Below are 24,947 nucleotides of genomic sequence, written 5' to 3' on the forward strand. Positions count from 1 at the left end.
TGTTGAACCTCAAGTTTGGAGCGTGCGGAGGGGACTGGTAGATCAAAAGCTCCCGCAGCTAACCAGAGGTGAACCCGCTGTGACTGTTAGTTCAAGTTTTGTTCACCACTGATACCCCGATGCCGGTGCGCTGATAGAAACCTGAGCATTGACCGGGGTTTTTCTCAGTAAAACCAACTCTGAGTCTTAACCTACTTACAGGTAGTGTGACGGAGATCACTGTGTAAATAGATGGCGGGTCACAGCTCAGAGACGTTCCAGCAACACATAACGACGGCCCGTTCGTCACGAGGGCTCTCGCAATGCCCGTATCGTTGACCGAGTGCGAGTGCTCGTAACCGGCGGGGCCGGGTTCATCGGTGCGAATTTCGTCCAACAGACCGTGGCCACGCGCCCGGATGTCCAAGTGACCGTGCTCGACGCGCTCACTTACGCGGGCAACCGGGCGTCGCTGGATCCGGTCGCGGATCGGATCGAATTCGTGCACGGCGATATCGCCGACCTCGATCTGGTCGACAATCTGGTCAGCGGGGTGGACGCGGTCGTGCATTTCGCCGCCGAATCCCACAACGACAACTCCCTGGCCGAGCCGTGGCCGTTCGTGCAGACCAATATCGTCGGCACCTACTCGCTGCTGCAGGCCGTGCGCCGCCACGATGTGCGCTACCACCACATCTCCACCGACGAGGTGTACGGCGATCTCACCCCCGACGAGCCGGGCTTCACCGAATCCACCGCCTACAACCCGTCGAGCCCGTATTCGGCGACCAAGGCGGGTAGCGACATGCTGGTCCGTGCCTGGACCAGGTCTTTCGGTATCCGGGCCACCCTGTCGAACTGCTCGAACAACTACGGCCCGTACCAGCATGTTGAGAAATTCATTCCCCGCCAGATCACCAATCTGATCGACGGGGTGCGCCCGCGCCTCTACGGCGCAGGTCATCAGGTGCGCGACTGGATTCACGTCGAGGACCACAATCGCGCGGTCTGGGACATTCTCGAACGCGGCCGCACGGGTCGGACATATCTGATCGGGGCGCAGGGCGAGCTCGACAACCTCACCGTCGTCCAGCTCATCCTGCAGGCATTCGATCGCGAGCCCACCGATTTCGATCATGTGACCGATCGCCCCGGCCACGACCAGCGCTACGCCATCGACGCGAGCCTGCTGCGCGAGGAACTGGGCTGGTCACCGCGCTACGCGGACTTCCGGGCGGGGCTGGCCGACACCGTCGCCTGGTACCGCGACAACGAGAACTGGTGGCGACCGAAAAAGGCCGATACCGAACGCGCCTACGCGGCCGCGGGCGAAAAGACGCTGTAAACCCCCACCGTCGTCTGGGGAATTATCCCCAGACGACGGTGTAATACGTTGCGGCGGCGGCGATAAGCGCGAAAGTCGACGCACAAGCGACGGTGATGGCGGTTCCGCGGGTCGGAATCACCCCGTCGGAATTCGAGAGCCGCAGCGGTACAACGCGTGCGAGCACGGCGAGCGCCATGATCGCCAGCGGCACGAAATACCGACCCTGTACACCGTCGATTATGTAGAAATCGACCGGCGTGAACGACATGTACAGCGTCACGTAGATCATCGCCACACTCGCCAGTACCGTCAGCGCCACGATCAGCGTGCGACGGAAAGTGGCGGTGGCAGTACTCATTCGGTCGACGATGCCGAAACTCACCGCGAAAGCGAGCAGGCAGGCCAGCATGGAGATCGCCGGTGCGTCCACATACGCGAAACCGAGTTCACCGAAGAACTGGTTGAACCAGCGATGATCGCGCAGCGCGATGCTCTCGCCGAAGGTATGCACGAATTGCACCGGGTCGCTGAGGATTCCCTTCAGCTGATCGCCCGGCCGCACCTGACCCCACTGATGGGGCGGGCGCATCAGGCCCATGCCGTCGCCGGTGGGCGCCGCGATCTTCGTCCAGGCGAGGAAAAGAACCCCGCCCGTCACCGCGAATGCCCACGGAAGGAATTTCAGCTTTCCGGCGAAACCGAGCCGGTCGGCGGGGACGACCACGACGAGCATCGCCAACAACACGTAGGTCGGTTTACTCAGCGGCAGCGCGATCGTCGCGGCGAGCAGTGCGGCGGTTTCGGCTCGGTGCAATCGATCACCGACGAAAAGCGCTTTCAGCAGCAACGCCGACACCATGATCGCGAGTGCGTTGGTGAGCGTGTCCGCGGTGACGGTGCCCGCCTGGAACAGTGCGATCGGCAGCACCGCGACGGTGAACACCAGCCACTGGCTACGCCGCTCACGCAGCGCGTAGAGCCCGAATCCGACCACCGCGAGATAGGCCACCAGCCCGGCGAACCGCGCCAGCAGATACAGGCCACCCACGTTGAGGCCGAGCGCCTCACCCAGGCGAATGCCGATGGCCGCGGGCACATATGGCACCGGCGAGTAGGCGGCGGTGTTGGTGAACCACATCTGCCGCGTCGTCGAGGAGATCTCGGCCGAGCCGAGCCGGTCGTAGGCGGCGGGGTCGGCCACCATCGCGTCGGGCTCGTCGGGGTTGTCGTTGTAGTCGATGAACGCGTAGCCCATCAGTTCGTCGACGGAGACCGGAATCTGGCCGCCGTAGGCCACACCGCGATCGTCGACGATGCGCTGGGGGAACACCCCGCCGTGCGCGACCTGATAGGCGCGGCCGAACTGGGTGATCTCGTCGTGGCCCCAGAAGGCGGGCGTGAGCACGGCGAACACGGCACCGAACACGGTCGCGACCATCGCGAACGCCACCGTGGCGGCGCCGAATCGCTGGGTCAGCGCGCGCACCGGCGCCAACGCTCGATCCTTACGCGCGGGGGTCTTGCTGGGTTCGACAGCAGTCGTCTCGGGTTCGGTAGAGGTGGTCACCGATGCTCTCCGGCCGCGACGTCCTCGCTCACCCCGGCGGCCGAATAGCGCAGGTAGACCAGGCGCGCCGTCTCATGGCGAGAGCGACGGATGCCGTCGAGGATCAGGCCTGCGGTCCAGGCGAGGCTGCCGAGCAGCAACAGCGTGAAGGCCAGGAACAATGTCGGGAACCGTGCCACCAGGTGGGTGTTGTAGTAATCGATCACGATCGGCACGGTCAGGACGACCGAGATCAGCCAGGCCACGGTGCCGAACAGGCCGTAGAACGCCACCGGGCGTTCGTGGCGGGCCAGGCCGAGGATCAGCGCGAGGATCTTGGTGCCGTCGCGGTAGGTGCGCAGCTTGGACTCGCTGCCGGCGGGGCGGTCACGGAAACCGACCGACACCGAGGTCTGCGGAACGCGCAGGTGCAGCGAATGCACGGTCAGCTCGGTCTCGATCTCGAATTCCCGCGACACCGCGGGGAAGCTCTTCACGAACCGGCGCGAGAACACCCGGAAACCGCTGAGCATGTCTTCGACGTTCTCGCCGAAGACCTTGCCGACCACGCCGTTGAGCACCTTGTTGCCGGTCTCGTGGCCGCTGCGGTAGGCGCTGGTATCGGTGGCGTCCTGCTTGCGCACGCCGAGAATGTGGTCGTAGGGGCCCTCGAGCAGCGTCTTGATCATCAGCGGAGCGGCCGACGCCTCGTAGGTGTCGTCGCCGTCGATCATCAGATACACGTCGGCATCGATATCGGCGAAGGCGCGGCGCACCACGTTGCCCTTGCCCTTGGTGTTCTCGTGGCGCACGATCGCCCCGGCCTCGCGGGCACATTCGGCGGTGCGGTCGGTGCTCAGATTGTCGTAGACGTAGACGACGATCCCCGGCACGGCGGCTTTGAGGTCGGCGACGACCTTGGCGACCGCGGCCTCTTCATTGTGGCAGGGAACCACGGCGGCAATGCGAAGCTCGGTGGAGTCCACCCGGGTCAATCCTCGAAGTTAGGCAGCAGTGGGACACCGGGAGGCTACAGGATTTTTGGCGGCGCGGGCGCCGCGTGTTCGCGGCCCTGAGGGGCCGCCGGTCAGGCACCGTTGCTTGCTCCTTCGTCGCCTACGCAACGGCGCCTGACCGGCGACCCGGCCGCGAACCGGCCACTGCGTGGCCGCCCCTCCCTAGGGGTCGGGGGTGGTGGTTGGCTACGGTCAGGGCGTGTCGCAATCCGTTGAACCGTCTGCTGTTCCCTTCGTGTCGAAGGTGATCGCGGGATTGCGGCAGGGTGCGGCGTTCCTTGTTGTGGGGGCGATCGGGTTTCTCGTCGATGCGGGGACTTACAACCTGTTGGTGTTCTGGGGTGGGGGTTTTTCCCTCTCCGAGGGTGTGCTCTATCACTCGCCACTGGTCGCCAAGATCATCGCGATCGTGGTGGCGACGGTGGTCACCTACTTCGGGAACAAGTGGTGGACCTACTCGCACCGTAAGTCCGACAGCCCTGGTCGGGAATATCTGCTGTACGCGATCGTCAATGTGGTAGCGATCCTCCTGCAACTCGGCTGCCTCGGGTTTTCCCGATATGTGCTCGATCTGTCGTCACCGCTGGCGGACAACATTTCCGCCACTGTGGTCGGCCAGACGATGGCGGTCGTATTCCGCTATTGGGCCTACAGCAAATTCGTTTTCACCGGCTCGTCGGCAAGCGATGAGCAACACGCGCGGGGTGCGGCTACACCTCACTGACCACGCGAGGGCGGCGCGCGATTGATATCCTCGCCCCGCCCGCCGCGACGCCCACTTTTACGTGACTCCCTGCGCCGGCGCAGTCGATACCGAGAATTTCGAGGACTTCATGGAGCAGTCGGCTACCAAAGCCGTGACCGAATCGAACGATCGGCGCGAGGCCGCGCCCGCATCGCTGCGGGGTGAACACTCAGCGCCCGAGCGGCTCGTGCTGGCCCGAGGCATCTTCACCGGGCCGTCGGCGCGGGTGAGCGATGACCTCTACGCGGTCGTCAAGGGGGGTGCTGCGGTTCGGGAACGGCACTCGCTGCACCTGCCGAAGGGCGCGACCGCACACACCAACACCTACTTCGGCCGGTTGGCTGCCAGTTACTGGCAGCGCTGGACCACCGTCACCGAGGTGTCGGTGGGTGCGCAGCTGACTGTCGGCGACAAGGCGAACGTGCGCCTGGTGGCCTCCGATATCGCCGGGCACCGCCGCATCATCGCCTCGCTGGTGGCCACCAGCAGCGGCTACGTCTCGCTCACCGCGCCGCTGGATCAGTACGTCGACGGTGGCGCGCTGTGGCTCGAGTTCGATGCCGTCGGGGGCGAACTCGACATCACCGAGCTCGCCTGGACCGCGCAGGCGCCCGAGAAGGTCCGCCCGGTCGCCATCGCGATCTGCACCTTCAACCGGGCCGAGGATTGCGCGCACACCGTCGCCGCGCTGGCATCGGACGCGACCGTACTGGCCGCGATCGACGCGGTGTACGTCGTCGACCAGGGCACCGATCCGGTCGAGGATCGCCCGCTGTTCCAGCAGGTCCGTCCCGATTTCGGCGACAAGCTGCGCTACATCCGCCAGCCCAACCTCGGCGGCGCGGGCGGCTTCACCCGTGGCCTGTACGAGGTGTCGGCGGCCAACGAGCATGCCGACGTCATCCTGATGGACGACGACATCCTTTGCGAGCCCGAGACCGTCCTGCGCCTACAGGCGTTCGCCAACCTGACCGTCGAACCGACCCTGGTCGGCGCGCAGATGCTGTTCCTGCTCAACCCCGACTACCTCAATGTCGGCGCGGAAGAAGTGCATCTGCACGAGCTCAAGCACGGCCAGAAGGTGCCCAAGGCACTGCGCAACACCTCCATGCTCAAGAAGAACCAGGAGCGTCGCGTCGACGCGGGCTACAACGCCTGGTGGACCTGCCTGATCCCGGCCGAGGTGGTCGCCAAGATCGGGCTGCCGGTGCCGATCTTCTTCCAGTGGGACGACGTGGAATACGGCATCCGGGCGCGCGAGCACGGTTTCGTCACCGTCACCCTGCCCAACGCCGCCGTCTGGCACGCCGACTTCTACTGGAAGGACTACGACGACTGGGCGCGGTACTTCTCCACCCGTAACTCGCTCATCGTCGGCGCCCTGCACACCGATCTCGACGGCAAGGCGATCACACGCGAGTTCTTCCGCTACATCGCCGAGCACCTCGTCGGCATGCAGTACGGGCTGGTGCACACCACCCTGCAGGGCATCGAAGACTTTATGAAGGGCCCGAAGGCGTTGCGCGACGGCGGTATCGACGCCCTCGCCGCCGCCCGCAGCAGCCGCAACGACTACCCCGAAACCATCAAGCACCCCGCGGCCACCCCGCCGGTGAACTCCGCCGACATCTCCGTGCGCCGAGCCAGCGGCGAACCGAGCCGCGTCACCCTGGTGCTGATCAAGCGCGCGATCACCCAGTGGACCGGCCGCACCCAGCCCGGTCTGATCGGCGTCACCCGCGAGGACGCGCACTGGTGGCACATCGGTCTGTTCGAGCACGTGGTGGTCACCGACGCTTCCCAGTCCGGCGTGCGGGTGCGTCGCCGGGACAAGGCTCGTGCTCGCGCACTGCTGATTCGCGCCTACCGCACCCTGCGCAAGCTCCGTAAGGAACTCCCGGCGCTGCAGGCCGAATACCGCAGGGCCGTACCGGAACTCACGAGCCGGGAGAACTGGGCGCGGCTGTACGGCATCGACCCGAGCTGATCCATGACCCGTTTCGTCCGGGCCGCCTCCGCTGCTGACGCGGAGGCGGCCGCCGGGTTGCTGACCGAGTTGCACGCGCATTTCGAGGTGCACCGTCCAGCCGACATCGTGCGCCGCACGCGGCGGCTCACCCAGAACGACTACTCCACTTGGCGACCCGCGCCCCTGCTGATCGTCGAGGACGAGACACCGCTCGGATTCGCGACCTACCAGCTCGACGAGCCGGCCAAGTGGGGGCCCGGTGGGCTACGGATCTCCGAATTCCTGATCACCGAGTCGGCGCGCGGCACCGGTGCGGGCGCCATCCTGCTGGCCGAATTGCAGGAGGTCGCGCGTGCCGCGGGTGTTTCTGTGAGTGAGCCGAATCAGGCTGCGCCCGAGGTGTTCACGACGGTGGAGCGCTATATCGGCGCGCACGTCGTCAACTTCGCTTTCGAGAAGCGCCGCGCCGATCATTGGTCCTCCCTGCGTGCGGAGGCAGCGGAAAAAGGCTGGCCCGCGCCGCAACTCAACGACCTATGGCACACCGAACTCCACGACGATCCCGAGATCGGCCACCTGTACGCCGAGGGTGAGGTCCCGTTCATCCTGCTGCCCGACGGCCGGGTGGTCACCGCACGATTCCGGACGATCTATGTCAAGGAATACCTCGGTCACGGCCCGGAGAACCGCTGGACGCTGGCCCTGTCCGGAAGCGAGTTGCGCTCGGTGGGCGGCGGGCTGGAGATCGACCACAGCTGGTCACGAGCGGAGAACCGTCCCGCGCTCGCGGTGCCCATCGACGACGGCCGACTCATGGTGAACTACTCCTACTACGCCAGCAATCACTTCGGCTCCGACCAGGGCACCATCGACTACCTGATCGATCTGGTCGAGGCCACCGCGTCCCAACGCGCCCACGTCACCTTCGAAGAGGATTAGCGTGATCATCAGGCACTGTGCGTGCCTGATGATCACCTGCTCGGGCTCAGCGGCGGCCGCGTTCGCGGTAGTTCTTCCGCTGCTGCTTGCTGATGTCGCGCCAGACCCGTTCGCGTTCAGCGGCCAGGCGCTTGTCGGTGCGCGCCGCCATCCACTCGTTCTCTCTGGCGAGTTTGCGATAGCTGGTCAGCCTGCGTTCGGTGATGGTGCCATCGGCCAGTCCGGCCTGTACCGCGCAGCCCGGCTCGGTCTCGTGCGCGCAGTCGGCGAAACGGCAATCGGCGGAAAGGGATTCGATGTCGCTGAAGGTCTTGCCGATGCCTTCAGCAGCGTCGTAGAGGCCGATGCCACGCAGGCCGGGAGTGTCGATGAGCGTGCCGCCGCCGGGTAGTGGTCGCAGCTCACGGTGCACCGTGGTGTGGCGGCCTTTGCCGTCCACCGCGCGAACCGCGTTGGTGGCGAACACTTCCGCGCCCAGCAGTGCGTTGGCGAGGGTGGATTTACCCGCACCGGACGGACCGATCAAGGCGACGGTGCCGTTGAGCACAGCGGTCAGCACATCGAGACCGACCGCCGCGGCGGCACTGACCGCCACCACGGTCGCGCCGGGCGCGACCGCACGCACCTCGTCGAGCGGAAGATATGCCGCCGCATCGGCTTTGGTGAGCACGACGACCGGCTGGGCATTGCTCTCCCAGGCCAGCGCGAGCATCCGTTCGATCCGCCCCAGGTCGACATCACCGTCGGCGGCGGAACAGATCAGCACGGTATCCACATTGGTGGCGAGCACCTGTGCCACCGAGCGCCCCGACACCGACGATCGCATGATCGCCGAGCGCCGTGGGAGCAGTTGTCGCACAGTGTTTTCGGCGTCGAGACCGACCCAATCGCCGGTGCACAGCCCGGTGATGTCACGCGGGCAGGCGGCGCGCGCCTGGCCGTGCGGGGTGACCACATCGCATTCGCTGCGGTCCATCCGAACGATGCGGGCAGGCGCGAGATCGCCGAGGAGCGGGAGATATTCAGAAGCTACGGTTTCGGTCCAGCCGTAAGGGACGAGCAGGTCGTAGTCGACCATCGTGAGTAATCCTTCGTCGGGTGCCGAACCCGAACGAGGGGTTCAGCGAGTAGAGGTGATGTCCGGAGCAACCTGGGCGGGCGCACAATCGCGCCGCCCGGCCACGGCAATCCACACGTGTGTACTCACGGACATCCACCTCCTCTCCAACGTTCGAACACCACTGTGCCCGACCACGCCGACACCCGGCAACTCATTTTCCGTGCGCGGTCTCGCGCTGTCGTCACATGGGCGCACTCGCGCTGTTGCGCGACCCGCCCCTGTCCTGCGGGTAGGCGTTCGTGGCTACGGCACGAAGACATCGGTCGACTGGGGGATGTTGGGCTTGTCGGTGCGGACCGTGACCTGGACTCGACCGCGGCCGGTGTTCGCGATCACGTCCTGGACCGGGTAGGTGCTGGTGCTGGTAGCCGGGATGAAGCGGGTCACCGAGCCGGTGGCGCCGTTGTCCAGGTTCTTCCAGTCGACGACAACGTTCACGTCGCATGCCAGCACGGTGGGTGCCCAGTTGCCGAGTGGGGAGAAGCCCTGCGAGACGCGCAAGGCGATGCTGTGGGTGGCGCCGGGCGCCACGCTCGGAGAATTGAGCGGTCCGTCGAACGCGGTGCCCGCCACGTTCAGGATGCCGACGCAGACGCCGTTGCCCAGGGTAGCCACCGGCGCGGTCCTGACTTCGTTCATCACGCAGGAGCGCGGGCCGACATTGGACCAGCCGAGCTGGCAGACGTCGTCCGCTCGGGCGGTGCCGGGCGCGGCGAGACAGAGCGCGGCGCCGGCGAGCACGGTCGCCGCGGCGGAGGCAAAACTCTTTGCGAAGGTCACGTTTCGCATAGTAAGACCGAACCGCCGATTGTTGCCAGAGGGAACTACCCCCTAGTTTCAGGGGCTAGTCGGGTTTACCGAAGTGCTCGTTGCGGCCCAGCGAGCGCAGCCGGAACCACTCCTTGAGCCCCGCCGGATCGCGGCGGGTCACCAGGAAGAACCAGGAGAAACGGATCCACTCCTGCGGCAGCAGCTTGCGCATACCGGGCTGCGACATCAGGTAGCCGCGATTGCGGTAGGTGAAGTAGCGCTTCACCGGGTCGTCCGGGTACTGGGTGTGCATCCGCCCGCCCAGGATCGGCTTGAACTCCTCGGCGCCGTTGGGATGCAGGTAGGCGGTTTGCAGACAGGTGCCGAACGGCAGCCCGGAGCGCACGAGCCGGCGATGCACCTCCACCTCGTCGCCACGCACGAACAGGCGCAGGTCGGGCACACCGATCAGATCCACGGCCTTCGCCGAGATCAGCGCGCCGTTGAACAGCGACGCGATGCCGGGCAGGAAGTCCTCGTCGCCGAGCTCCGACCGCAGCCGCCGCCACACCACGCCACGGCGCAGCGGGAACGCGAGACGATCGGGTTCGTCGATATCGCAGACCACCGGCGACACCTCGACCAGGTTGTGCCTGCGCGCGCAGTCGATCAGTTTCGCGAGCACTTCGGGGCCGTCGGGGCGGCCGTCGTCGTCGGCCAGCCATACCCAGTCCGCGCCCTGGGTGAGCGCGTGCAGCATGCCGAGCGCGAAACCGCCCGCGCCGCCGAGGTTGTGGCGTGAGCCCAGGTAGGTGGCCTCGATCGGCTGCTGCGCGACCAGCTCGGCCACCGCGTCCTCGTTGGCGTTGTCGACGACGATCAGATGGTCGACCGGACGGGACTGCGAGGCGAGCACTTTCAGCGATTCGGCGAGCAGCTCGCGGCGCTTGTGAGTGACGACCACCGCGATGATCCGCGCGGTCGGACCGGTGTCGGTCGTGATGTCGGCGGGTTCCGCGCCGACCGGCAGCTCGGCGTCGTCGGCCAGCACAACGGGTTGCGCGGGCTCCAGCTCATCGGGCAGCACAGCGGCGGGTTCGACGGGTGCCGGAGTCGCCTCTAGTCGGTCGGTCATGCTGAACCCACCCGGCACGGCAGCCGGGGCAGCCTCGTCACGTTGACCGCTCATACCTGATTCTGCTCCAACTTCTTCTCGCCCGCCGCGCCGCCGGCGCCCTCGGTCTCCAGATCGCGCAGCACCTGTGCCACGTGATTACCCGCCTCGGGCCCTTCATACGCTCGCACAACATCCTCGATCCCGCCCTGTTCGCGGATCTGACCGTGGTCGATCCACATCGCGGTATCGCAGAGCTGGGCGAGGAATTCGTTGGAGTGGCTGGCGAACACGAGGATGCCCGAACGCGCGACCAGCGACTGCAGCCGCGTGCGCGCCTTCTTCATGAACTCCGCGTCGACCGCGCCGATGCCCTCGTCGAGCAGCAGGATCTCGGGGTCGATCGAGGTGACCACACCCATCGCCAGCCGCACCCGCATGCCGGTGGAGTAGGTGCGCAGCGGCATCGACAGGTATTCGCCCAGCTCGGTGAAGTCGGCGATCTCGTCGATCTTGGCCATCATCTGCTTGCGCGTCTGGCCGAGGAACAGGCCACGGATGATGATGTTCTCGTAGCCGGAGATCTCCGGGTCCATGCCGACGCCGAGGTCGAACACCGGGGCCACCCGGCCGCGGATGCGCGCACTGCCGCGCGAGGGTTCGTAGATGCCCGACAGCAGGCGCAGCAGCGTCGACTTGCCCGCGCCGTTGTGGCCGACCAGGCCCACCCGGTCGCCTTCTTTGAGCGAGAGATTGATGTCGCGCAGCGCCTCGACCACCACCACATCGGAGCTGTTGCGCCCGATCGCGCCGCCCGCCTTGCCGAGGAACGCCTTCTTCAGCGACCGCGACTTGGCGTCGAAGATCGGGAACTCGACCCACGCCTCATGGGTTTCGATACTCACACGGCTCATCGAGAACTGCTCCTAAACCCAGTACGGGACGCGGGCACGGTACTGCTTGAGCGCCAGGACCGCGACGGCCCAGCCGGCGACGGTGAACGCGCAGACGACCGCCCAGTGATGCCACTGCGACGGTTCGCCGAGCAGGGGAGCGCGCACGATCTCCAGGTAGTGATAGGTGGGGATGATCTCGAGGAGCTTGGCGCGGTCGCCGGCCCCGCCGACCGAGTTCTCCAGCGCCTTCGTCGACCACATCACCGGGGTCAGCACGAACAGCATCAGCGTCATCGAACCGAGGATCGGGGCGATATCGCGGTAGCGGGTGGAGAAGATGCCGAAGACGATCGTCACCCACATGGCGTTGAGGAACAGCAGCAGGATCGCGGGGATCACCAGCAGGAACGACCAGTCCAGATCGCGCCAGATCGAAAACGCCACCACCAGCAGCGCGTAGATCGCCGCATTGTGGATGAAGAACAAGAACTGGCGCCAGACCAGGCGATAGACATGCACGCTCAGCGCAGAGGGCAACTGTTTGATCAGTCCCTCATTGGCGATGAACACATCGGAACCCTCGAGAATCGAGGCACTGATGACGTTCCACACGATCAGACCGACCGTCACATACGGCAGGTACTCGCTGATCGGCTGATCCAGCAGCGTCGAATACAGCAGACCCATCGCCAGCGCCTGCAAACCGGTCGCGATGGTGATCCAGAACGGACCGAGCACCGAACGGCGGTAGCGCTGCTTGATGTCCTGCCAGCCCAGCGACAGCCATAGCTCGCGCTGATGTAGGCCGTCCCGCATGTCTTTGAACGCACGTCCGAAGGTCTGCGAATCCGACACCATCGGCGTCTTCACCAGCAGCGGCGCGTCAGCGGTGTGCTCGGCAGCAGCGGCTTCGGCCAGCTCTGCCTCGGTGGGGGTGTCTTGGGGATGCACGGGGCTCTCTTCGGTACGCACGTCACTGCGATCGGAGACCGAATCGGGACGAGCGGCAGCGGCGGGCACGGTCCCCGACCTTACAGTGTTGTTTTGCGGCTGGCGCCGGGTGTTCGCGGCCCCGGGGGGCCTCGATCTTCCCTCCCTCCGGGTACTCCTTCGTCGCACCCTCCACTCAGTCCAGATCGAGGCGGGCCGCGAACAAGGGACTCGGGGGTTTACAGGTACTGACCGCCGCCCACATGGCCGCCTGCTTTGGCGTCGGCCACGTGCATTCCCGGCGGCAGCGCGCCCTGGCGCATCTGCTCGAGCTGGGCGCGGGCGGCCATCTGCTGGGCGAACAACGCGGTCTGGATGCCGTGGAACAGGCCCTCCAGCCAGCCGACGAGCTGAGCCTGGGCGATGCGCAGTTCCGCGTCCGACGGCACCGAGTCGTCGGTGAAGGGGAGGGTGAGGCGTTCGAGTTCCTCGCGGAGTTCCGGGGCGAGTCCCTGTTCGAGTTCGCGGACCGAGGACTTGTGGATCTCCTTGAGGCGCGAGCGGCTTGCGTCGTCGAGCGGCGCGGCGCGAACCTCTTCGAGCAGCTGCTTGATCATCGTGCCGATACGCATCACCTTGGCGGGCTGCTCGACCATGTCGGTCAGCGACTCGGCCGACTCGCTCGCGGCCTTCTCGTCGTCGGGCACGACCTGTGCGGTGAACGCGGACGCGCCGTCGGCGTCGGCGGGCACGGTCAGCGGACGGCCGTCGGGACCGATCACGACGATGGATTCGGGAACATCCTCCGAGTGCGTCATATACCCATCATTGCGTGTGCGCCGGCTTCGCGCTAAAACCCCTACGCGGTTACACCGACAGGCCCCCTGCCCTTAAAGTGGCCACCATGACTTATGACGTCGCGAGGGTTCGGGGCCTGATACCGTCCCTGGGCGACGGCTGGATCCATCTGGACCCGCAGGCGGGAATGCTGGTTCCCGATTCGGTATCTCGCGCCGTCTCAACGGGTTTCCGTACCTCCTCGTTTTCCCATATCGGCCGCCACGGTGCGGCATCGCGCAGCGGCGCGATCCTCGACGCCGCCAGGGAAGCGGTCGCCGATCTGGTCGGCGGAGATCCGGCCGGCGTCGTGCTCGGCCCTGATCGTGCGGTACTGCTGGCCTGGTTGGCCGAATCACTGAGCTCACGCCTCGGCCTCGGTACCGGCATCGTGCTCTCCCGCTTGGACGACGAGGCCAACGTCGCCCCGTGGCTGCGCATCGCCAACCGGTACGGCGCGCATGTGCGCTGGGCCGAGGTGGAGATCGAGACCTGTGAGATGCCGTCGTGGCAGTTCGAGGAGCTGATCGGCCCCACCGCGCGCCTGGTCGCGCTCACCGCCGCATCGCCGATCGTGGGTTCGGCGCCCGGCGTCCGGGTGGCGGCGGATCGGGTGCACGACGTGGGCGGTCTGCTGGTGGCCGACGCGTTCGGCGCCGCGCCCTACGCGCTGATCGACATCGACGACCTCAACGCCGACGTGGTCGCGCTGAGCGCTCCGTCCTGGGGCGGCCCGCAGGTGGGCGCGCTGGTTTTCCGCGACCCCGCGTTCCTCGACCGCATTCCCTCGATGTCGCTCAACCCCTATGCCAAGGGTGCTGAACGCCTCGAAGTGGGCGGACATCAGTACGCCCTGCTGGCCGGGCTCACCGAATCGATCGACTTCCTCGCCAAACTCGACGAACGCGCCACCGGCACCCGCCGCGAACGCCTCGAGATGTCGATCACCTCGCTGCAGGACTATCACGACCAGCTCTTCGACCATCTCATGCAGGTACTGGAGAAGGTCGACAACCTCACCGTGATCGGCCGTGCCTCCACCCGCATCCCGACGGTCAGTTTCACGATGGCCGGGATGCAGGCGGAGAAGGTGGCGGCCAAGCTGGCCGATGCCAGGATCGGCACGGTCAGCGGGGTACACGGCGGGAGTCGACTGCTCGACGCGCTCGGCGTGAACGATGAGGGCGGTGCCGTGACGATCGGTCTGGCGCCCTATACGACCCGCCACGAGATCGACCAGCTCGGTCGCGCCCTCAGCGCCCTCGAATAACCCGCGCGTCCGTGCGTTCGGCGTGACTCTCAGTCGCCGACGCGCAGGATCACCTTGCCGAAGGTCTGTGACTCGTCGAGCATCTCGTGCGCGCGGGCGGCCTCGGTGACCGGCAGTTCGGTGGAGATCACCGGAACGATCTCGCCCGCCACGACCAGCGGCCACAGCTGGGCGCGGACCGCCGCGATGATCTCGGCCTTGCTGCCCGGACCCACGCGTGGACGGCTGCGCACATTCGTCGCGTGCACCGAGCCCCACTTGCGCAGCAGCGTGGCGACATTCAGCTCGCCGGTGGTGCCGCCCTGCATGCCGATCACCACCAGCTGTCCGTGCGGGGCCAGCGCTTCCACATTGCGTTGCAGGTAGACCGCGCCCATGTTGTCGAGGATCACGTCGGCGCCGCCCTGTTCGGCGAGCACCGCGACGAAGTCCTCGGTCCGATAGTTGATCAAGATCTCCGCCCCCAGTTCGGCGCACTTGGTCAGCTTCTCGGTCGACCCGGCCGTCACCGCCACCCGCGCCCCGAGCCCTCGCATCACCTGGATCGCGTGTGTCCCGATCCCGCCGCCGCCACCGTGAATCAACACCAGCTGCCCCGACCGCACACCCGCCGTCATCACCAGATTCGACCAGACCGTCGCCGCCACCTCCGGCAATCCCGCGGCCGCGATCGCGTCCATCCCCTCCGGAATCGGCAACAGCTGCGTCACCGGCACCGCCACCAACTGCGCGTACCCACCTCCCGCCAGCAACGCGCACACCCGATCCCCGACCTGCCAGTCCGCGACCCCCGCCCCCAACTTCACGATCGTCCCCGAACACTCCAACCCGAGTATCGAACTGGCGTCGGCAGGCGGGGGATAGAACCCCCTCCGCTGCATCACATCCGCCCGATTGACCCCCGCCGCAGCAACTTCCACCAGCACCTCACCGGGCCCCGGCTCGGGATCGACCGCCACGGTCCACTCCATGACTTCCGGCCCGCCGAACCCGTTCAGTCCAATCGCATACATGGGTGCAATCCTGCCTCCGCCGACGCCACGGAACCACAACCCACGCCGCCGCTGATCTGCCGATCAGCTACGATCCAGGGCAGGGAGACGTGGCAGAGCGGCCGAATGCACTCGCCTTGAAAGCGAGCATGGGTAAAACCATCGGGGGTTCAAATCCCTCCGTCTCCGCCAAAAACCGCAGGTCAGCCAGTGAACTTGCGGCGGGTCACGGTCTGTCGCACCGCGTTGCTGCCCGACTGAGAGGCGCTGCCGATGCCGACGTCTTCCTGTCCCGCCGCGGTTCGCCCCGATGTCGAGACGCTGTGGCACTACAACCGACTCGACCATGACATCCGACCGACCGACGTCGGCATCGGTCTCGGCAGCCATGATCTCGGCGTTGCCACCCAAACCGCACAGCTCTATCGGGCAGGCATGTTCCCGCTCATCGTGTTCACCGGCGCGAACGCCCCGACAACAGTCGATCGATTCCCACGGGGCGAAGCCGTGCACTACAGGGAACACGCCATCGAGCGAGGAGTGCCCGCCGAGGCGATCCTTCTCGAACCAAAGGCCGAGAACACCAGCGAGAACATCGATTTCACCCGCGCCGTGCTCGCGGATCACGGATTGGCCGACTCGATCCGAAGCGCAACCCTCATCTCGAGGCCGTACCAGCAGCGACGTAGCTACGCCATCTTTCGCAAGAACTGGCCGGAGGTCGAGGTCATCTGCTCGTCTCTCCCACTCGAACTCGACGACTACATCGCCGCTATCGGCGATGCCGATCGGGTCATCGACATGCTGGTCGGCGACACCCAGCGCATCTGGCTGTACCCCGAGCGCGGTTGGGCTATCGCGCAAGATGTTCCAACTGCCGTGAAGGACGCCTACGACCGACTCGTCAACGCCGGGTACACATCTCGACTGCTCCCGACGGCGAGATCGCGCGATCAGCGGTAGGCGAGGGCGTTCTACTGTTCGGCCGGAAATCGTGGTCGGCCCCATCGGCCGAGGCCGGATCGCATCCGTGGAGAGTTCGGTAGATAATCGAACGTATGTGCGAATCGATCCGGCTCTATCTGCGCAATGGGCGCTGGACGGAACCGGCTCCCCGCTACTGTCCGAACGGTCATCGGCTCGGCCCCGGCCAGGTGCTGATCGGTGCGGTGCCCTGTCTCCGGATCGGTGGTCACCATCGAACGCACACGTGCCGGGTCTGCCTCGCAACGGCCTACATCCCGCCGCTGCATGCCGACTGTGACCACTACTCGTAGCGGCAACCACTCCTGAAGGTGCCCCGCAGTGGTCACAACTCGCGCATACTGCCGTCGCCATCCGCCTCGTACGCGATCGCCACGATCTCCTCCGCGCGGATGCTCACCCACTCCAACAGGCCATGGAGCTTGTCGGCTACCTCGTGACCCATCGGTGTCAGCGCGTAGGAAACCCGTGGCGGCACAGTGGGTTCGACTGTGCGTTCGGTCAGGCCGTATTCGGTGAAGGTGCGCAGGTTCTGCGACAGCATCTTCTCGCTGATGCCGCCGATTCGGTCGCGCAGGACGTGGTACCGCATCGGGCCGTCGCGGAGCGCCGCCAGGATCAGGACGCCCCAGCGGCTGGTGACCTTGTCGAGGATGGTGCGGGCCGGGCAATCCTTGTCGAATACGTCACGTCGTCCGGCGAGGGTCTGCTCGCTGTGCGGGACTCCTACCGTCATGTCATAAGCTTACTTATGGGTATGTTTTTTCCAGAAGTAAGTCCCCTTCGTACGGTTGGCCCATGGCAGATATCGGCAAGGTTCTGGTGATCGGGGCGACCGGTCACGTCGGCGGTCAGGTGGCGGCCCAGCTCGCCGCGGGCGGGACACCGGTGCGGGCGTTGGCTCGCGATCCACGCGCGGCGTCGCTGCCCCCGAATATCGAGGTGGTGCAAGGAGATCTGACCGCCCCCGACACCTTGGACGGCGCACTCGATGGCATCGACGCGGTCTACCTGACCTGGCCGATGTTGTCGGCGGAGATCGCGGAGCAGGTGGTCGCCCGCGTCGCCGCACACGCGCGTCGCATCGTCCTGCTCTCCTCCGGCGCGGTCCGCGACGATCTGGATGAGCAGGACCATCCGATCGGCCGGGCACACGCACTCATCGAGCAGCCGATCACCGAATCCGCCCTGGAATGGACCTTCCTGCGCCCCGGCGGATTCGCCACGAACACACTCGAATGGGCACCGCAGATCCGCGCGGGCAACGTAGTGCGCGGCGCGTACGGTTCCGCCTCGGTGGCCCTGGTGCACGAGGCGGATATCGCGGCGGTCGCCGTGCGCGCACTGACCACCGACGGCCACGCCGGGGTGAAGTACGTCCTGACCGGCCCGGCTCCGCTGAGTCGGATCGACCAGGTCGAAGCCATCGGTGCCGCACTCGGACGCGCGCTGGTCTGGGAGGAGATCGGCCCCGAAGCGGCGGTGGCGCAGATGAGTTGGCTTCCGCCCGACATCGCCCGCGTAGTGCTGAGCGGGCTCGCCGGCTACGTCGACACACCGGGCACCGCGACCACGTCGGTGCGCGAAGTCACCGGATCGTCGGCCCGCGGCTACCGTCGGTGGGCAGCCGACCACGTCGCTGATTTTCGCTGACTACCCTTCGTCCCACGCCTGGATCGAGGTCTGGTCGACGATGCGGCCGTCGCGCAGGTCGGCCATCGAATGCGACAGGACGCGGGTGCCGTCCGGGTAGCGGCACGATTCCACGAAGGCGAGGTGGTCGCCGTCGATCAGGACGCTGTCGAGGGAGTGGGTCATCTCCCTGGCGCACACGTCGTCGAACATCTCGCTGATCGCCGAGCGACCGTGCATCACCCGGGGATGGCTGGGTTGGTCGCGGTGATCGATTATGCGGATCTCGGCATCGTCGCTGTAGAGCGTCAGCAGTGTCGCGGCATCGCGGCTTTCGATTCCGCGGCGCAGTGCATCGGCATCGAATCCTGAGCTGGACGCGGTGCTCATCGGGGTCTCCCTCGCTCGTCGAAACGAGCCGGACCAGGGCGATTCGGCCCGTACGAGAACCCTACGCTCGCTCGCGACCAGGCGAAACCCGCCCAGCCGCCCACCGTCGATGGTGGGCGGCTGGTTCGACTGACCGAACGGCGTGCGGTGGGGCTAGGGCGCCTCGCGGCTGTCGCCGTGGGTCATCGGCGTCTCGTCACCGGGGTGGATCTCCCGGCGACCGTAGGTATTCCACCCCGCGGTCCGTGGATCCACGTGATAGTGCTCGAACAGCTCCTGCTCGGACTGCGCGCTGATCCGGCCGCCTTCATCGAGGTGCGGCGCGGACTTCACCTGCTCCTTGGCAACGTGCAGTTTCAGAGAGTCGTCGGCCTGATGTTCCGCGCCTGCCAGCGGTACCAGCGAGTCGTGGCTGAACAGGCCGGTCGAGACAGCGGCCCAGGTCGGCGAGCCGGAGTTGTTGTCGAGGTAGATCTGCTTGACCTTGCCGATCTTGTCGCCGTGATCGTCATAGACGGTGGCGCCGATCAGCGATTCCAGGGTTGCCTCGTTCATGATGACTCCCTCCTACCTGACGCGGAGACCGAACGCGGACAGGTGAGGTCCGTTCGTCGGTCCCGCTGGGTTGTTGGGTGATCAGTAGGTCCGCAGTGCCCGGCACGACCGGGCTCGGCTACGTGTCAGCGATTACCCGGCCGCGCACGGGCCAAACAGCCCGCCGTAGATCAATCCCGACGGACGAAATTCGGTCGAATGTCCAGATCGGGTGCGTCGTAGTACCGATGGAAGGTGGGCGTGAGCCCGGAGGAGATGGGCGGATTGACCCAACTCCAGTCGGTCGGGCACGCGCGCCCGGCGGCTTCCTCGCGCTGCACATGATCGCAGAACTGCTTGGCCACGGTGTGATGGTCGACCATGTGTACACCGGACGCGCGAAAGCTGTGTAGCACCGCATGATTGAGCTCGATCAGCGCTTTGTCCCGCCACAGCGTCCGCACCGATGACGTGTCGAGACCCATCATGTCGGCAATCAGCGGCAGCATGTTGTAGCGATCGGCGTCGCTGAGATTGCGTGCGCCGATCTCGGTGCCGACATACCAGCCGTTGAAGGGGGCGAAGGGGTAGCAAACCCCGCCCACATCCAGATCCATGTTCGAAACAGCGGGCAGCGCATGCCATTTCAGGCCCAGCGCGGCGAACCACGGGTAGTCGGGATGGATCAGGTCGACCTCGCGGACCAGTTCGCGCGGAACGTCGAAATACTGCACGTCCTCGGTAGGCGTGCTGATCAGCACCGGCAGCACGTCGAACGGCGTGCGCTCCCCGCGCCAGCCCAGCTCCATCGCCTGCTCGGTGGCCGCGATATTGGCCGGATCGCCGGTGACGGTGCCGTCGCCGTTCGGGTAGCCGGCGTAGCGGATCAGCTGCGAACTCTCGATCCGGTATGCGCCACGGCCGGGTACGGCAGCCGGGCCGACCGTGATCATCGATTGAATCGCGCCGCCATTGGTCGCCAGACGCAAATGCTGCCAGCACACTTCGGAAAGTTCTCGTGCAGAAGTAACCAGACGGGCATCGAGTAGTTTCAGCGATCGCCAATGTTTGCGTCCCACACAGCGAGCGTGGTTGCGCCACGCCAATTTCGCGCCGATCAGAATCTCTTCGGCGGTCTGTGTGTAGGTGCCGGTATCACGCAATTCGGCGAGCGCGCCGAGGCGACGCTGGGTGGGCAGATGCCCGAGTTCGGGGTAGCGGAAGAACTCGTCGCAGTCGCGTAAACGGCGATCCAGCTCGATCGGCGGCGGTGCGGTAACCGCGACCTCCGCTGCCAATATGGCTGTAGTGGTTGGGTTTTCGCAGACGGCGGGGCGAGAGCTCTGGTTCACGGTACATCTCCGGTCGGGCAGCAGGGTGCGGGGCCGTGCGGGCGCACCCTCCGTCGCGGGAAGATTGCCCGCCGAGAACACATTCACTCGACCGGTGGCGCGCGCCGACCAGGTAATCGGTCAGTCGTCGCCGCATGCATATTCATCCTGTTCGAACACCGAAATCAGCTTCGAGCCAGCCTACGACCGGTGTGCTGGCAGTGTGCTCGAATTCGCGGTAATCTCACCGCAAATCAGCGTCAAGGGATGCTGACCCTGTCCCGAACTAACGGAATCGGGCCGCCGTTTCGGGTGCGGTGGCGAATTCGAGGAACTGCTCGTTCTCGTGCGGATCGCCGACCGTCACCCGCACGCCGTCACCGGCGAACGGCCGAACCAGCACTCCCGCAAGGGCACTCGCCTCGGCGAACTCGATACTGCGCTCGCCCAGGGGCAACCACACGAAATTGGCCTCGCTCGGCGGCACTTCGTAGCCCGCGGCCAGCAACGCGTCACGGAGTCGATGCCGTTGTGCCACCAGCACATCCGTGCGATCGAGCAACTCTCCGCGCGCCTGCAACGAGGCGATCGCGGCGACCTGCGCGATCCGGTTCACGCTGAACGGGATATGCACCTTCAGCAGCGCGGCGATCACCTCGGGATCGCCCACCGCGTAGCCCACGCGCAACCCGGCCAGACCGTAGGCCTTCGAGAAAGTGCGCAGTACAACGACATTCGGCCTGGTGCGACCGATCTCGACGCCGTCGGGACGAGTCTGCGGGGTCAGTCGCAGGTACTCGTAGTAGGCCTCGTCGAGGACGACGAGAACGTGCGGGGGCACTCGATCGAGGAACCGTTCCAGCTCGGCGCGCCCGTGGGCGGTGCCGGTGGGGTTGTTCGGGTTGCAGACGAAGATCAGCTTGGTGCGCTCGGTGACCGCGTCGGCCATCGCGTCCAGATCGTGCAGGTAGCCGGGGGCGAGCGGCACCTGCACCGCGGTCGCGTTGCCCACCTGCGTGACGATCGGATAAGCCTCGAACGAGCGCCACGCGAACACCACTTCGTCGGTGGGCGCGTCGCAGGTGATCTGCACGAGTTCCTGGCACAGCGCCACACTGCCGCAGCCGACCGCGACATGGGCAACGGTGACGCCGAGGAACTCGGCCAGCGCCGCCCGCAGCTCACTGACCTGATTGTCCGGGTAGCGGTTGGCCTGCTCGGCGGACTCCGCGATCGCCTTCGTAGCGCTCGGCAACGGACCGAACGTGGTCTCGTTGGACGCGAGCTTCACCGCATCAGGGTGGTTACGGCCGGGAACGTAGGCCGGGATGGTGGCGAGGTCGGGACGGATGTGCGCGGTCACGCCTCCACCCTACGATGATCGGCCGCCGCGACATGCGGCGCGGCCTTTTAGGCCTACCCAAGTCCAGTTCTGCCGCCTACGCTGGGTTTATGCCGGGCACTTACGACGATGTCGCCCCCTTGCGGCCGGTGGATGTCGACACGGACACCGTCACGAGACGCACTGCCGTGCCGATCACGGTGGTCGAGCCCGAACGAGTGGCCCGCGGCGGCATCGTTGTCCTGCACGAATCCCGTGAATTCTCCTCCCAGCTGCTCGACCTGATGCGCGCGTTGTCCGCCGAGGGCTGGATCGTCGTCGCGCCGCATCTGTTCGACCGCATCGCCGACCCGCTCGTACGCGAGGTGTTCGGCGAGGAGCTCTTCGACGACTTCGATGCCGGCTTCGACTGGCTCACCGGACGCGGAGTCTTCCCCGACACAATCGGCGTCCTCGGCTTCGACAGCGCGGGCACCGCCGCCTTCCTCGTCGCCGCCACCCGTCCGATCGGCGCCGCGGTGAGCGTGTCCGCCCCCGGCATCACCGAACCGCTCACCGATCAGAACGCCGCCCTGGTCGATGTCGCCGCCGACCTCCAAGCCCCCTGGCTCGGTCTCTTCGGCGCCGACGACCCGGCCACCCCACCCGAGGCGGTCGACCGCCTGCGCGAGGCCACGGCCAAGGCGGATGTGGCCAGTCTCACTATCAGCTATCCCGGCCTGAGTCACCGCGCCGATCGCCCCGACCCGGAGGACGAGGCGGCCGCCGCCATTCGCGTCGATTCCCAGACCCGTATCTACGACTGGTTCGACAGCAACTTACGCTGATTGACCAGGCGTTTTGGACTACTACGACTGCTCGTGTAATCTTCATTCCCGGCGGTTCGACAAGGACCGGTGCCCTCGAAAGAGAAGGCTCCAGGAGGCGTGCCAGAGCGGCCGAATGGGACTCACTGCTAATGAGTTGTCCCTTCACGGGGACCGGAGGTTCAAATCCTCTCGCCTCCGCCACACCCAGTTCGCTGGGTAACAACTGAAGATGCACGACCATGCGCCCGTAGCTCAACGGATAGAGCACTTGACTACGGATCAAGAGGTTAGGGGTTCGAATCCCTTCGGGCGCACAAAGAACCGCCCCTCACCAGGACTTACTGGTGAGGGGCGGTTCTACGTTTCGGGGACATCTCGCCAGATCCACTCACCTTCGCGACACCGTGCAGTGCGTTCACTGGCTGCCCATGATCCGACCCCCCACGGAAGGATTTCAGCACTTCGCGTAGGGGTACGGACGTCAGTAGACTCCCGGCGGACGGTCGCCAGTCGAGTCGAAAGCGAGCATGGGTAAAACCATCGGGGGTTCGAACCCCTCCGTCTCCGCAAATGCCGGGCTCGAGGCCCGACGCTCAGCTCGAGGGGAAATCTCATGACCGGTGTCGTACCCGGGCCCGCCGTTCCGGCGCAGCAACAGTTCCGTGCGGTGCCGGGGGAGACCGGCATCGTCGTCCACACGTGGAAGATGCCGATCGCCTTCGGTATCGGCACGAAGGTCGCGGTCAACGGCTATCCGATCCCGAACACCAAGTGGGGTGCCAACTTCGTTCCCGGACCGCCCGGTGTGCACACGGTGGCAGTCGACGCGACGCAGTGGGGGATGGCCTACGGTGGCAACTTCGCCCAGGTTCAGGTCTTTCCCGGGCACACCACCGAGGTGCACTACACCGCGCCGGCGCAGATCTTCATGAAGGGTGCGCTGGCCGCCGAGCGTCAGCCCGCGCCCGGTGCGGTGCTCAGCTACGTCGCCATGGTGTTCGTCGTCATCATGATCGCGGCATACATCGCGCTGATCCTCATGTGAGCAAGCCGCCCACTGGGTCAGCGGACAATCTCAGAGCAACAGAACAATTAAGGGCTTTGGGGTTGGAATCTCTTTGGGCGCACCGTTTTTTGCGTGATGGTCGGCATGGTTGGTCGCTACCGGGACTCTGTTGGGGTGTAGGCGCTTTCGTCGGTGCGGGCTACTTCCAGGCCGGTAGCGGCGGCAGGGGGCCGGTGAGATTGCTGCCGGAGGTTCGGCCGACGAGCCACCCCAGGAGGGCCCAGGCGGGGCCGAGGACGGTGTGGTGGGGGCGGCCCGGGCCTACGGTGGCGATGAAATCTGTGTCGGTGGACTGGATGTCGAAGGTGGGGGTGGCCTCGGGGAGGAGGTTGGCCGAGAGGTCGGTGATGGTTTCGGGGAGCAGGCGGGCGACGAAGGGGGCTGGCCAGTCGGCGGGGGTGTAGCCGATGTCGAGGTCCACGTGGTGGATTTCGGTCTCGCGCAGGCGCATCCAGGGGATCTGGTCGGCGGTGAGGGTGCCACCCTGGCGATTGCGGACCTCGGCCTGCCAGTCGGCGGCGGGCATGGTGGTGGCGACAGCCTGCCAGCGGTGCGCGGTGGCGGTGAAGTCCGCGTGCTGCACGATCAGCGGGCGGGGTGCGCCCGCCTCGATGTCGGCATCGCGGACGGCGACGTTCGGATACTGCGGCATCTCGATACCGGTGTGAGCCCACAGCAGCAGGTTCAGCAGGCTGTCGGCATTGCGTGACAGGTGGGCGAGCACGTGACCGCGGGTCCACCCCGGTAATAGGGACGGTTCGGCCAGGGCCGCATCGGTGAGCGCGCCGATCGCGACGTCGATGCGCGCGGTGGAGGCGGCGAGCTGAACGAGCAGGTCGGTGGGAGTAGCCGTTTCGCTGGTCACAAATTCGAGAGTAGTGGTCAGGTCTCCGGCGCACAGGCGATAACGACGGCGTCGAAACTGCCCTGTGGATAACTCTGAGCCTGTGGATAACCAGGCGGTTTCAGGCCGTCGGCGCCGGAAGGCCGGAGTCGGCCCGTGTGACGATTCAGTCAGCGATGATCGCGTCCGCCTCGATCTCGACCAGCAGTCCGGGCGCGATCAACGCGGTGACCTCGTACATGGAGGCCGCGGGGCGGATCGTGCCGAACACCTCGGCATGAGCGGCCGCGACCTCGGGCCAGCGGGCGATATCGGTGACGAACATGCGGGTGCGCACCACATCGCGCACACTCGCCCCGGCCTGCTCGAGGGCTGCGGCGATGCGGGCCAAGACCTCACGGGTCTGCGCCCCGATGTCGTCGCCGCCGACCGTGCCACCACCGGCAACGGCGGCCGTGGTGCCACTGACGACGACCTGGTTGCCGACCCGTACCGCCCGCGAATACCCGACGACATCTTCGAAATCGGAGGCTGAGGAAATGTTCACCCGAGTTGTGGTCATGATTGCCAGAATGGTCCACCGAG

The 24,947-nt window shown here is 66.1% G+C and carries 25 protein-coding genes and 4 tRNA genes; 13 read left to right on the forward strand and 16 right to left on the reverse strand.

Going from position 1 to position 24,947, the window contains the following annotated elements; all coding sequences use genetic code 11:
* Window positions 1–322: 322 nt before the first annotated feature.
* Entirely contained in the window at window positions 323–1,324 is a 1,002-nt protein-coding gene (gene rfbB, locus QX204_RS33140; RefSeq protein WP_301904394.1) for a dTDP-glucose 4,6-dehydratase, read from the forward strand.
* A 22-nt stretch (window positions 1,325–1,346) separates the two neighbouring features.
* On the opposite strand, the gene QX204_RS33145 is transcribed toward rfbB, so the two are convergent.
* Both QX204_RS33145 and QX204_RS33150 read right to left on the reverse strand, forming a co-directional pair.
* Window positions 1,347–2,873, reverse strand: coding sequence for a DUF2142 domain-containing protein (locus QX204_RS33145; RefSeq protein WP_301904395.1), 1,527 nt, complete (start codon window positions 2,871–2,873; stop codon window positions 1,347–1,349).
* Entirely contained in the window at window positions 2,870–3,838 is a 969-nt protein-coding gene (locus QX204_RS33150) for a glycosyltransferase family 2 protein (protein WP_301904396.1), read from the reverse strand. The genes QX204_RS33145 and QX204_RS33150 overlap by 4 nt, the downstream gene beginning before the upstream one ends.
* A 205-nt stretch (window positions 3,839–4,043) precedes the next feature.
* Here QX204_RS33150 and QX204_RS33155 point away from each other — a divergent pair, with 205 nt between their 5' ends.
* From QX204_RS33155 to QX204_RS33165, 3 genes are all read left to right on the forward strand, one after another.
* Window positions 4,044–4,592, forward strand: coding sequence for a GtrA family protein (locus QX204_RS33155; RefSeq protein WP_301904397.1), 549 nt, complete (start codon window positions 4,044–4,046; stop codon window positions 4,590–4,592).
* Window positions 4,593–4,701: 109 nt separating this feature from the next.
* On the forward strand, window positions 4,702–6,600 hold the full coding sequence (locus tag QX204_RS33160; RefSeq protein WP_301904398.1) for a glycosyltransferase: 1,899 nt from the start codon (window positions 4,702–4,704) through the stop codon (window positions 6,598–6,600).
* A gap of 3 nt (window positions 6,601–6,603) precedes the next feature.
* Complete coding sequence (locus QX204_RS33165; protein ID WP_301904399.1) at window positions 6,604–7,521, forward strand: GNAT family N-acetyltransferase; 918 nt, start codon at window positions 6,604–6,606, stop codon at window positions 7,519–7,521.
* 46 nt (window positions 7,522–7,567) lie between these two features.
* Here QX204_RS33165 and rsgA read toward each other — a convergent pair whose 3' ends face one another.
* The 6 genes from rsgA to QX204_RS33195 all read right to left on the reverse strand — a co-directional run bounded on the left by rsgA (window position 7,568) and on the right by QX204_RS33195 (window position 13,149).
* Entirely contained in the window at window positions 7,568–8,599 is a 1,032-nt protein-coding gene (rsgA, locus tag QX204_RS33170) for a ribosome small subunit-dependent GTPase A (protein WP_301904400.1), read from the reverse strand.
* 285 nt (window positions 8,600–8,884) lie between these two features.
* The gene (locus QX204_RS33175; protein ID WP_301904401.1) at window positions 8,885–9,421 is read right to left on the reverse strand and encodes a hypothetical protein; all 537 of its coding nucleotides are present in this window, start codon (window positions 9,419–9,421) and stop codon (window positions 8,885–8,887) included.
* A gap of 64 nt (window positions 9,422–9,485) precedes the next feature.
* Complete coding sequence (locus QX204_RS33180; RefSeq protein ID WP_301904402.1) at window positions 9,486–10,580, reverse strand: galactofuranosyltransferase GlfT1; 1,095 nt, start codon at window positions 10,578–10,580, stop codon at window positions 9,486–9,488.
* Window positions 10,577–11,419: a galactan export ABC transporter ATP-binding subunit Wzt/RfbE gene (locus QX204_RS33185; protein ID WP_301904403.1), complete on the reverse strand. Its 843-nt coding sequence runs from the start codon at window positions 11,417–11,419 to the stop codon at window positions 10,577–10,579. The genes QX204_RS33180 and QX204_RS33185 overlap by 4 nt, the downstream gene beginning before the upstream one ends.
* 12 nt (window positions 11,420–11,431) lie before the next feature.
* A complete protein-coding gene (locus QX204_RS33190) occupies window positions 11,432–12,259 on the reverse strand; it encodes a galactan export ABC transporter permease subunit Wzm/RfbD (protein WP_301908197.1) in 828 nt (275 codons plus the stop codon).
* Window positions 12,260–12,570: 311 nt separating this feature from the next.
* Window positions 12,571–13,149: a bacterial proteasome activator family protein gene (locus QX204_RS33195; RefSeq protein WP_301904404.1), complete on the reverse strand. Its 579-nt coding sequence runs from the start codon at window positions 13,147–13,149 to the stop codon at window positions 12,571–12,573.
* A gap of 86 nt (window positions 13,150–13,235) precedes the next feature.
* On the opposite strand from QX204_RS33195, the gene QX204_RS33200 reads away from it, so the two are divergent.
* Window positions 13,236–14,438, forward strand: coding sequence for a cysteine desulfurase-like protein (locus tag QX204_RS33200; RefSeq protein WP_301904405.1), 1,203 nt, complete (start codon window positions 13,236–13,238; stop codon window positions 14,436–14,438).
* Window positions 14,439–14,467: 29 nt separating this feature from the next.
* On the opposite strand, the gene QX204_RS33205 is transcribed toward QX204_RS33200, so the two are convergent.
* Window positions 14,468–15,451, reverse strand: a complete 984-nt coding sequence (locus QX204_RS33205; protein WP_301904406.1) for an NAD(P)H-quinone oxidoreductase — start codon at window positions 15,449–15,451, stop codon at window positions 14,468–14,470.
* A gap of 83 nt (window positions 15,452–15,534) precedes the next feature.
* Between QX204_RS33205 and QX204_RS33210 the strand changes: the two genes are divergently transcribed.
* Window positions 15,535–15,622: transfer RNA gene (locus tag QX204_RS33210), tRNA-Ser, on the forward strand.
* 81 nt (window positions 15,623–15,703) lie between these two features.
* Entirely contained in the window at window positions 15,704–16,393 is a 690-nt protein-coding gene (locus QX204_RS33215; RefSeq protein ID WP_301904407.1) for a YdcF family protein, read from the forward strand.
* Between the two features lie 346 nt (window positions 16,394–16,739).
* On the opposite strand, the gene QX204_RS33220 is transcribed toward QX204_RS33215, so the two are convergent.
* Window positions 16,740–17,150, reverse strand: coding sequence for a winged helix-turn-helix transcriptional regulator (locus QX204_RS33220; protein ID WP_301904408.1), 411 nt, complete (start codon window positions 17,148–17,150; stop codon window positions 16,740–16,742).
* A gap of 62 nt (window positions 17,151–17,212) precedes the next feature.
* Between QX204_RS33220 and QX204_RS33225 the strand changes: the two genes are divergently transcribed.
* Window positions 17,213–18,067 carry an SDR family oxidoreductase gene (locus QX204_RS33225; protein WP_301904409.1) on the forward strand — a complete coding sequence of 285 codons (855 nt, stop codon included), beginning with the start codon at window positions 17,213–17,215 and terminating at the stop codon, window positions 18,065–18,067.
* Here the strand turns inward: QX204_RS33225 and QX204_RS33230 are convergent, their stop codons facing one another.
* The 4 genes from QX204_RS33230 to hisC all read right to left on the reverse strand — a co-directional run bounded on the left by QX204_RS33230 (window position 18,068) and on the right by hisC (window position 21,664).
* Window positions 18,068–18,436 carry a nuclear transport factor 2 family protein gene (locus QX204_RS33230; RefSeq protein WP_301904410.1) on the reverse strand — a complete coding sequence of 123 codons (369 nt, stop codon included), beginning with the start codon at window positions 18,434–18,436 and terminating at the stop codon, window positions 18,068–18,070.
* 153 nt (window positions 18,437–18,589) lie between these two features.
* Window positions 18,590–18,991, reverse strand: coding sequence for a PRC-barrel domain-containing protein (locus QX204_RS33235; protein ID WP_301904411.1), 402 nt, complete (start codon window positions 18,989–18,991; stop codon window positions 18,590–18,592).
* 170 nt (window positions 18,992–19,161) lie between these two features.
* Complete coding sequence (locus QX204_RS33240) at window positions 19,162–20,268, reverse strand: nitric oxide synthase oxygenase (protein ID WP_301904412.1); 1,107 nt, start codon at window positions 20,266–20,268, stop codon at window positions 19,162–19,164.
* Window positions 20,269–20,587: 319 nt separating this feature from the next.
* Complete coding sequence (gene hisC, locus QX204_RS33245; protein ID WP_301904413.1) at window positions 20,588–21,664, reverse strand: histidinol-phosphate transaminase; 1,077 nt, start codon at window positions 21,662–21,664, stop codon at window positions 20,588–20,590.
* A gap of 89 nt (window positions 21,665–21,753) precedes the next feature.
* Here hisC and QX204_RS33250 point away from each other — a divergent pair, with 89 nt between their 5' ends.
* The 5 genes from QX204_RS33250 to QX204_RS33270 all read left to right on the forward strand — a co-directional run bounded on the left by QX204_RS33250 (window position 21,754) and on the right by QX204_RS33270 (window position 23,497).
* Window positions 21,754–22,470, forward strand: a complete 717-nt coding sequence (locus QX204_RS33250) for a dienelactone hydrolase family protein (protein WP_301904414.1) — start codon at window positions 21,754–21,756, stop codon at window positions 22,468–22,470.
* A gap of 93 nt (window positions 22,471–22,563) precedes the next feature.
* Window positions 22,564–22,653: transfer RNA gene (locus tag QX204_RS33255), tRNA-Ser, on the forward strand.
* Window positions 22,654–22,693: 40 nt separating this feature from the next.
* Window positions 22,694–22,766 (forward strand) — tRNA-Arg (locus QX204_RS33260).
* Window positions 22,767–22,922: 156 nt separating this feature from the next.
* Window positions 22,923–23,019, forward strand: a tRNA-OTHER gene (locus QX204_RS33265).
* A gap of 46 nt (window positions 23,020–23,065) precedes the next feature.
* Complete coding sequence (locus QX204_RS33270; protein WP_301904415.1) at window positions 23,066–23,497, forward strand: hypothetical protein; 432 nt, start codon at window positions 23,066–23,068, stop codon at window positions 23,495–23,497.
* Window positions 23,498–23,657: 160 nt separating this feature from the next.
* On the opposite strand, the gene QX204_RS33275 is transcribed toward QX204_RS33270, so the two are convergent.
* Both QX204_RS33275 and QX204_RS33280 read right to left on the reverse strand, forming a co-directional pair.
* Window positions 23,658–24,383 (reverse strand): maleylpyruvate isomerase family mycothiol-dependent enzyme, encoded by a 726-nt coding sequence (locus QX204_RS33275; RefSeq protein ID WP_301904416.1) that lies wholly within the window; start codon window positions 24,381–24,383, stop codon window positions 23,658–23,660.
* A 145-nt stretch (window positions 24,384–24,528) separates the two neighbouring features.
* Window positions 24,529–24,924 carry a Rid family hydrolase gene (locus tag QX204_RS33280; protein ID WP_301904418.1) on the reverse strand — a complete coding sequence of 132 codons (396 nt, stop codon included), beginning with the start codon at window positions 24,922–24,924 and terminating at the stop codon, window positions 24,529–24,531.
* Window positions 24,925–24,947 lie beyond the last annotated feature (23 nt).

This window comes from Nocardia sp. PE-7 (assembly GCF_030486425.1).
Taxonomy (GTDB): Bacteria; Actinomycetota; Actinomycetes; order Mycobacteriales; family Mycobacteriaceae; genus Nocardia; species Nocardia salmonicida_A.

Bases quoted from the DNA above. Each gene is read 5' to 3' on its own strand.
- QX204_RS33185 (WP_301904403.1), bottom strand. From the start codon at position 11,419: ATGAGCCGTGTGAGTATCGAAACCCATGAGGCGTGGGTCGAGTTCCCG.
- QX204_RS33215 (WP_301904407.1), top strand. From the start codon at position 15,704: ATGCCGACGTCTTCCTGTCCCGCCGCGGTTCGCCCCGATGTCGAGACG.
- QX204_RS33180 (WP_301904402.1), bottom strand. From the start codon at position 10,580: ATGAGCGGTCAACGTGACGAGGCTGCCCCGGCTGCCGTGCCGGGTGGG.
- QX204_RS33160 (WP_301904398.1), top strand. From the start codon at position 4,702: ATGGAGCAGTCGGCTACCAAAGCCGTGACCGAATCGAACGATCGGCGC.
- QX204_RS33225 (WP_301904409.1), top strand. From the start codon at position 17,213: ATGGCAGATATCGGCAAGGTTCTGGTGATCGGGGCGACCGGTCACGTC.
- QX204_RS33165 (WP_301904399.1), top strand. From the start codon at position 6,604: ATGACCCGTTTCGTCCGGGCCGCCTCCGCTGCTGACGCGGAGGCGGCC.
- QX204_RS33190 (WP_301908197.1), bottom strand. From the start codon at position 12,259: ATGGTGTCGGATTCGCAGACCTTCGGACGTGCGTTCAAAGACATGCGG.
- QX204_RS33220 (WP_301904408.1), bottom strand. From the start codon at position 17,150: ATGACGGTAGGAGTCCCGCACAGCGAGCAGACCCTCGCCGGACGACGT.
- QX204_RS33195 (WP_301904404.1), bottom strand. From the start codon at position 13,149: ATGACGCACTCGGAGGATGTTCCCGAATCCATCGTCGTGATCGGTCCC.
- QX204_RS33280 (WP_301904418.1), bottom strand. From the start codon at position 24,924: ATGACCACAACTCGGGTGAACATTTCCTCAGCCTCCGATTTCGAAGAT.
- rsgA (WP_301904400.1), bottom strand. From the start codon at position 8,599: ATGGTCGACTACGACCTGCTCGTCCCTTACGGCTGGACCGAAACCGTA.
- QX204_RS33205 (WP_301904406.1), bottom strand. From the start codon at position 15,451: ATGTATGCGATTGGACTGAACGGGTTCGGCGGGCCGGAAGTCATGGAG.
- QX204_RS33235 (WP_301904411.1), bottom strand. From the start codon at position 18,991: ATGAACGAGGCAACCCTGGAATCGCTGATCGGCGCCACCGTCTATGAC.
- QX204_RS33270 (WP_301904415.1), top strand. From the start codon at position 23,066: ATGACCGGTGTCGTACCCGGGCCCGCCGTTCCGGCGCAGCAACAGTTC.
- QX204_RS33230 (WP_301904410.1), bottom strand. From the start codon at position 18,436: ATGAGCACCGCGTCCAGCTCAGGATTCGATGCCGATGCACTGCGCCGC.
- QX204_RS33200 (WP_301904405.1), top strand. From the start codon at position 13,236: ATGACTTATGACGTCGCGAGGGTTCGGGGCCTGATACCGTCCCTGGGC.
- QX204_RS33250 (WP_301904414.1), top strand. From the start codon at position 21,754: ATGCCGGGCACTTACGACGATGTCGCCCCCTTGCGGCCGGTGGATGTC.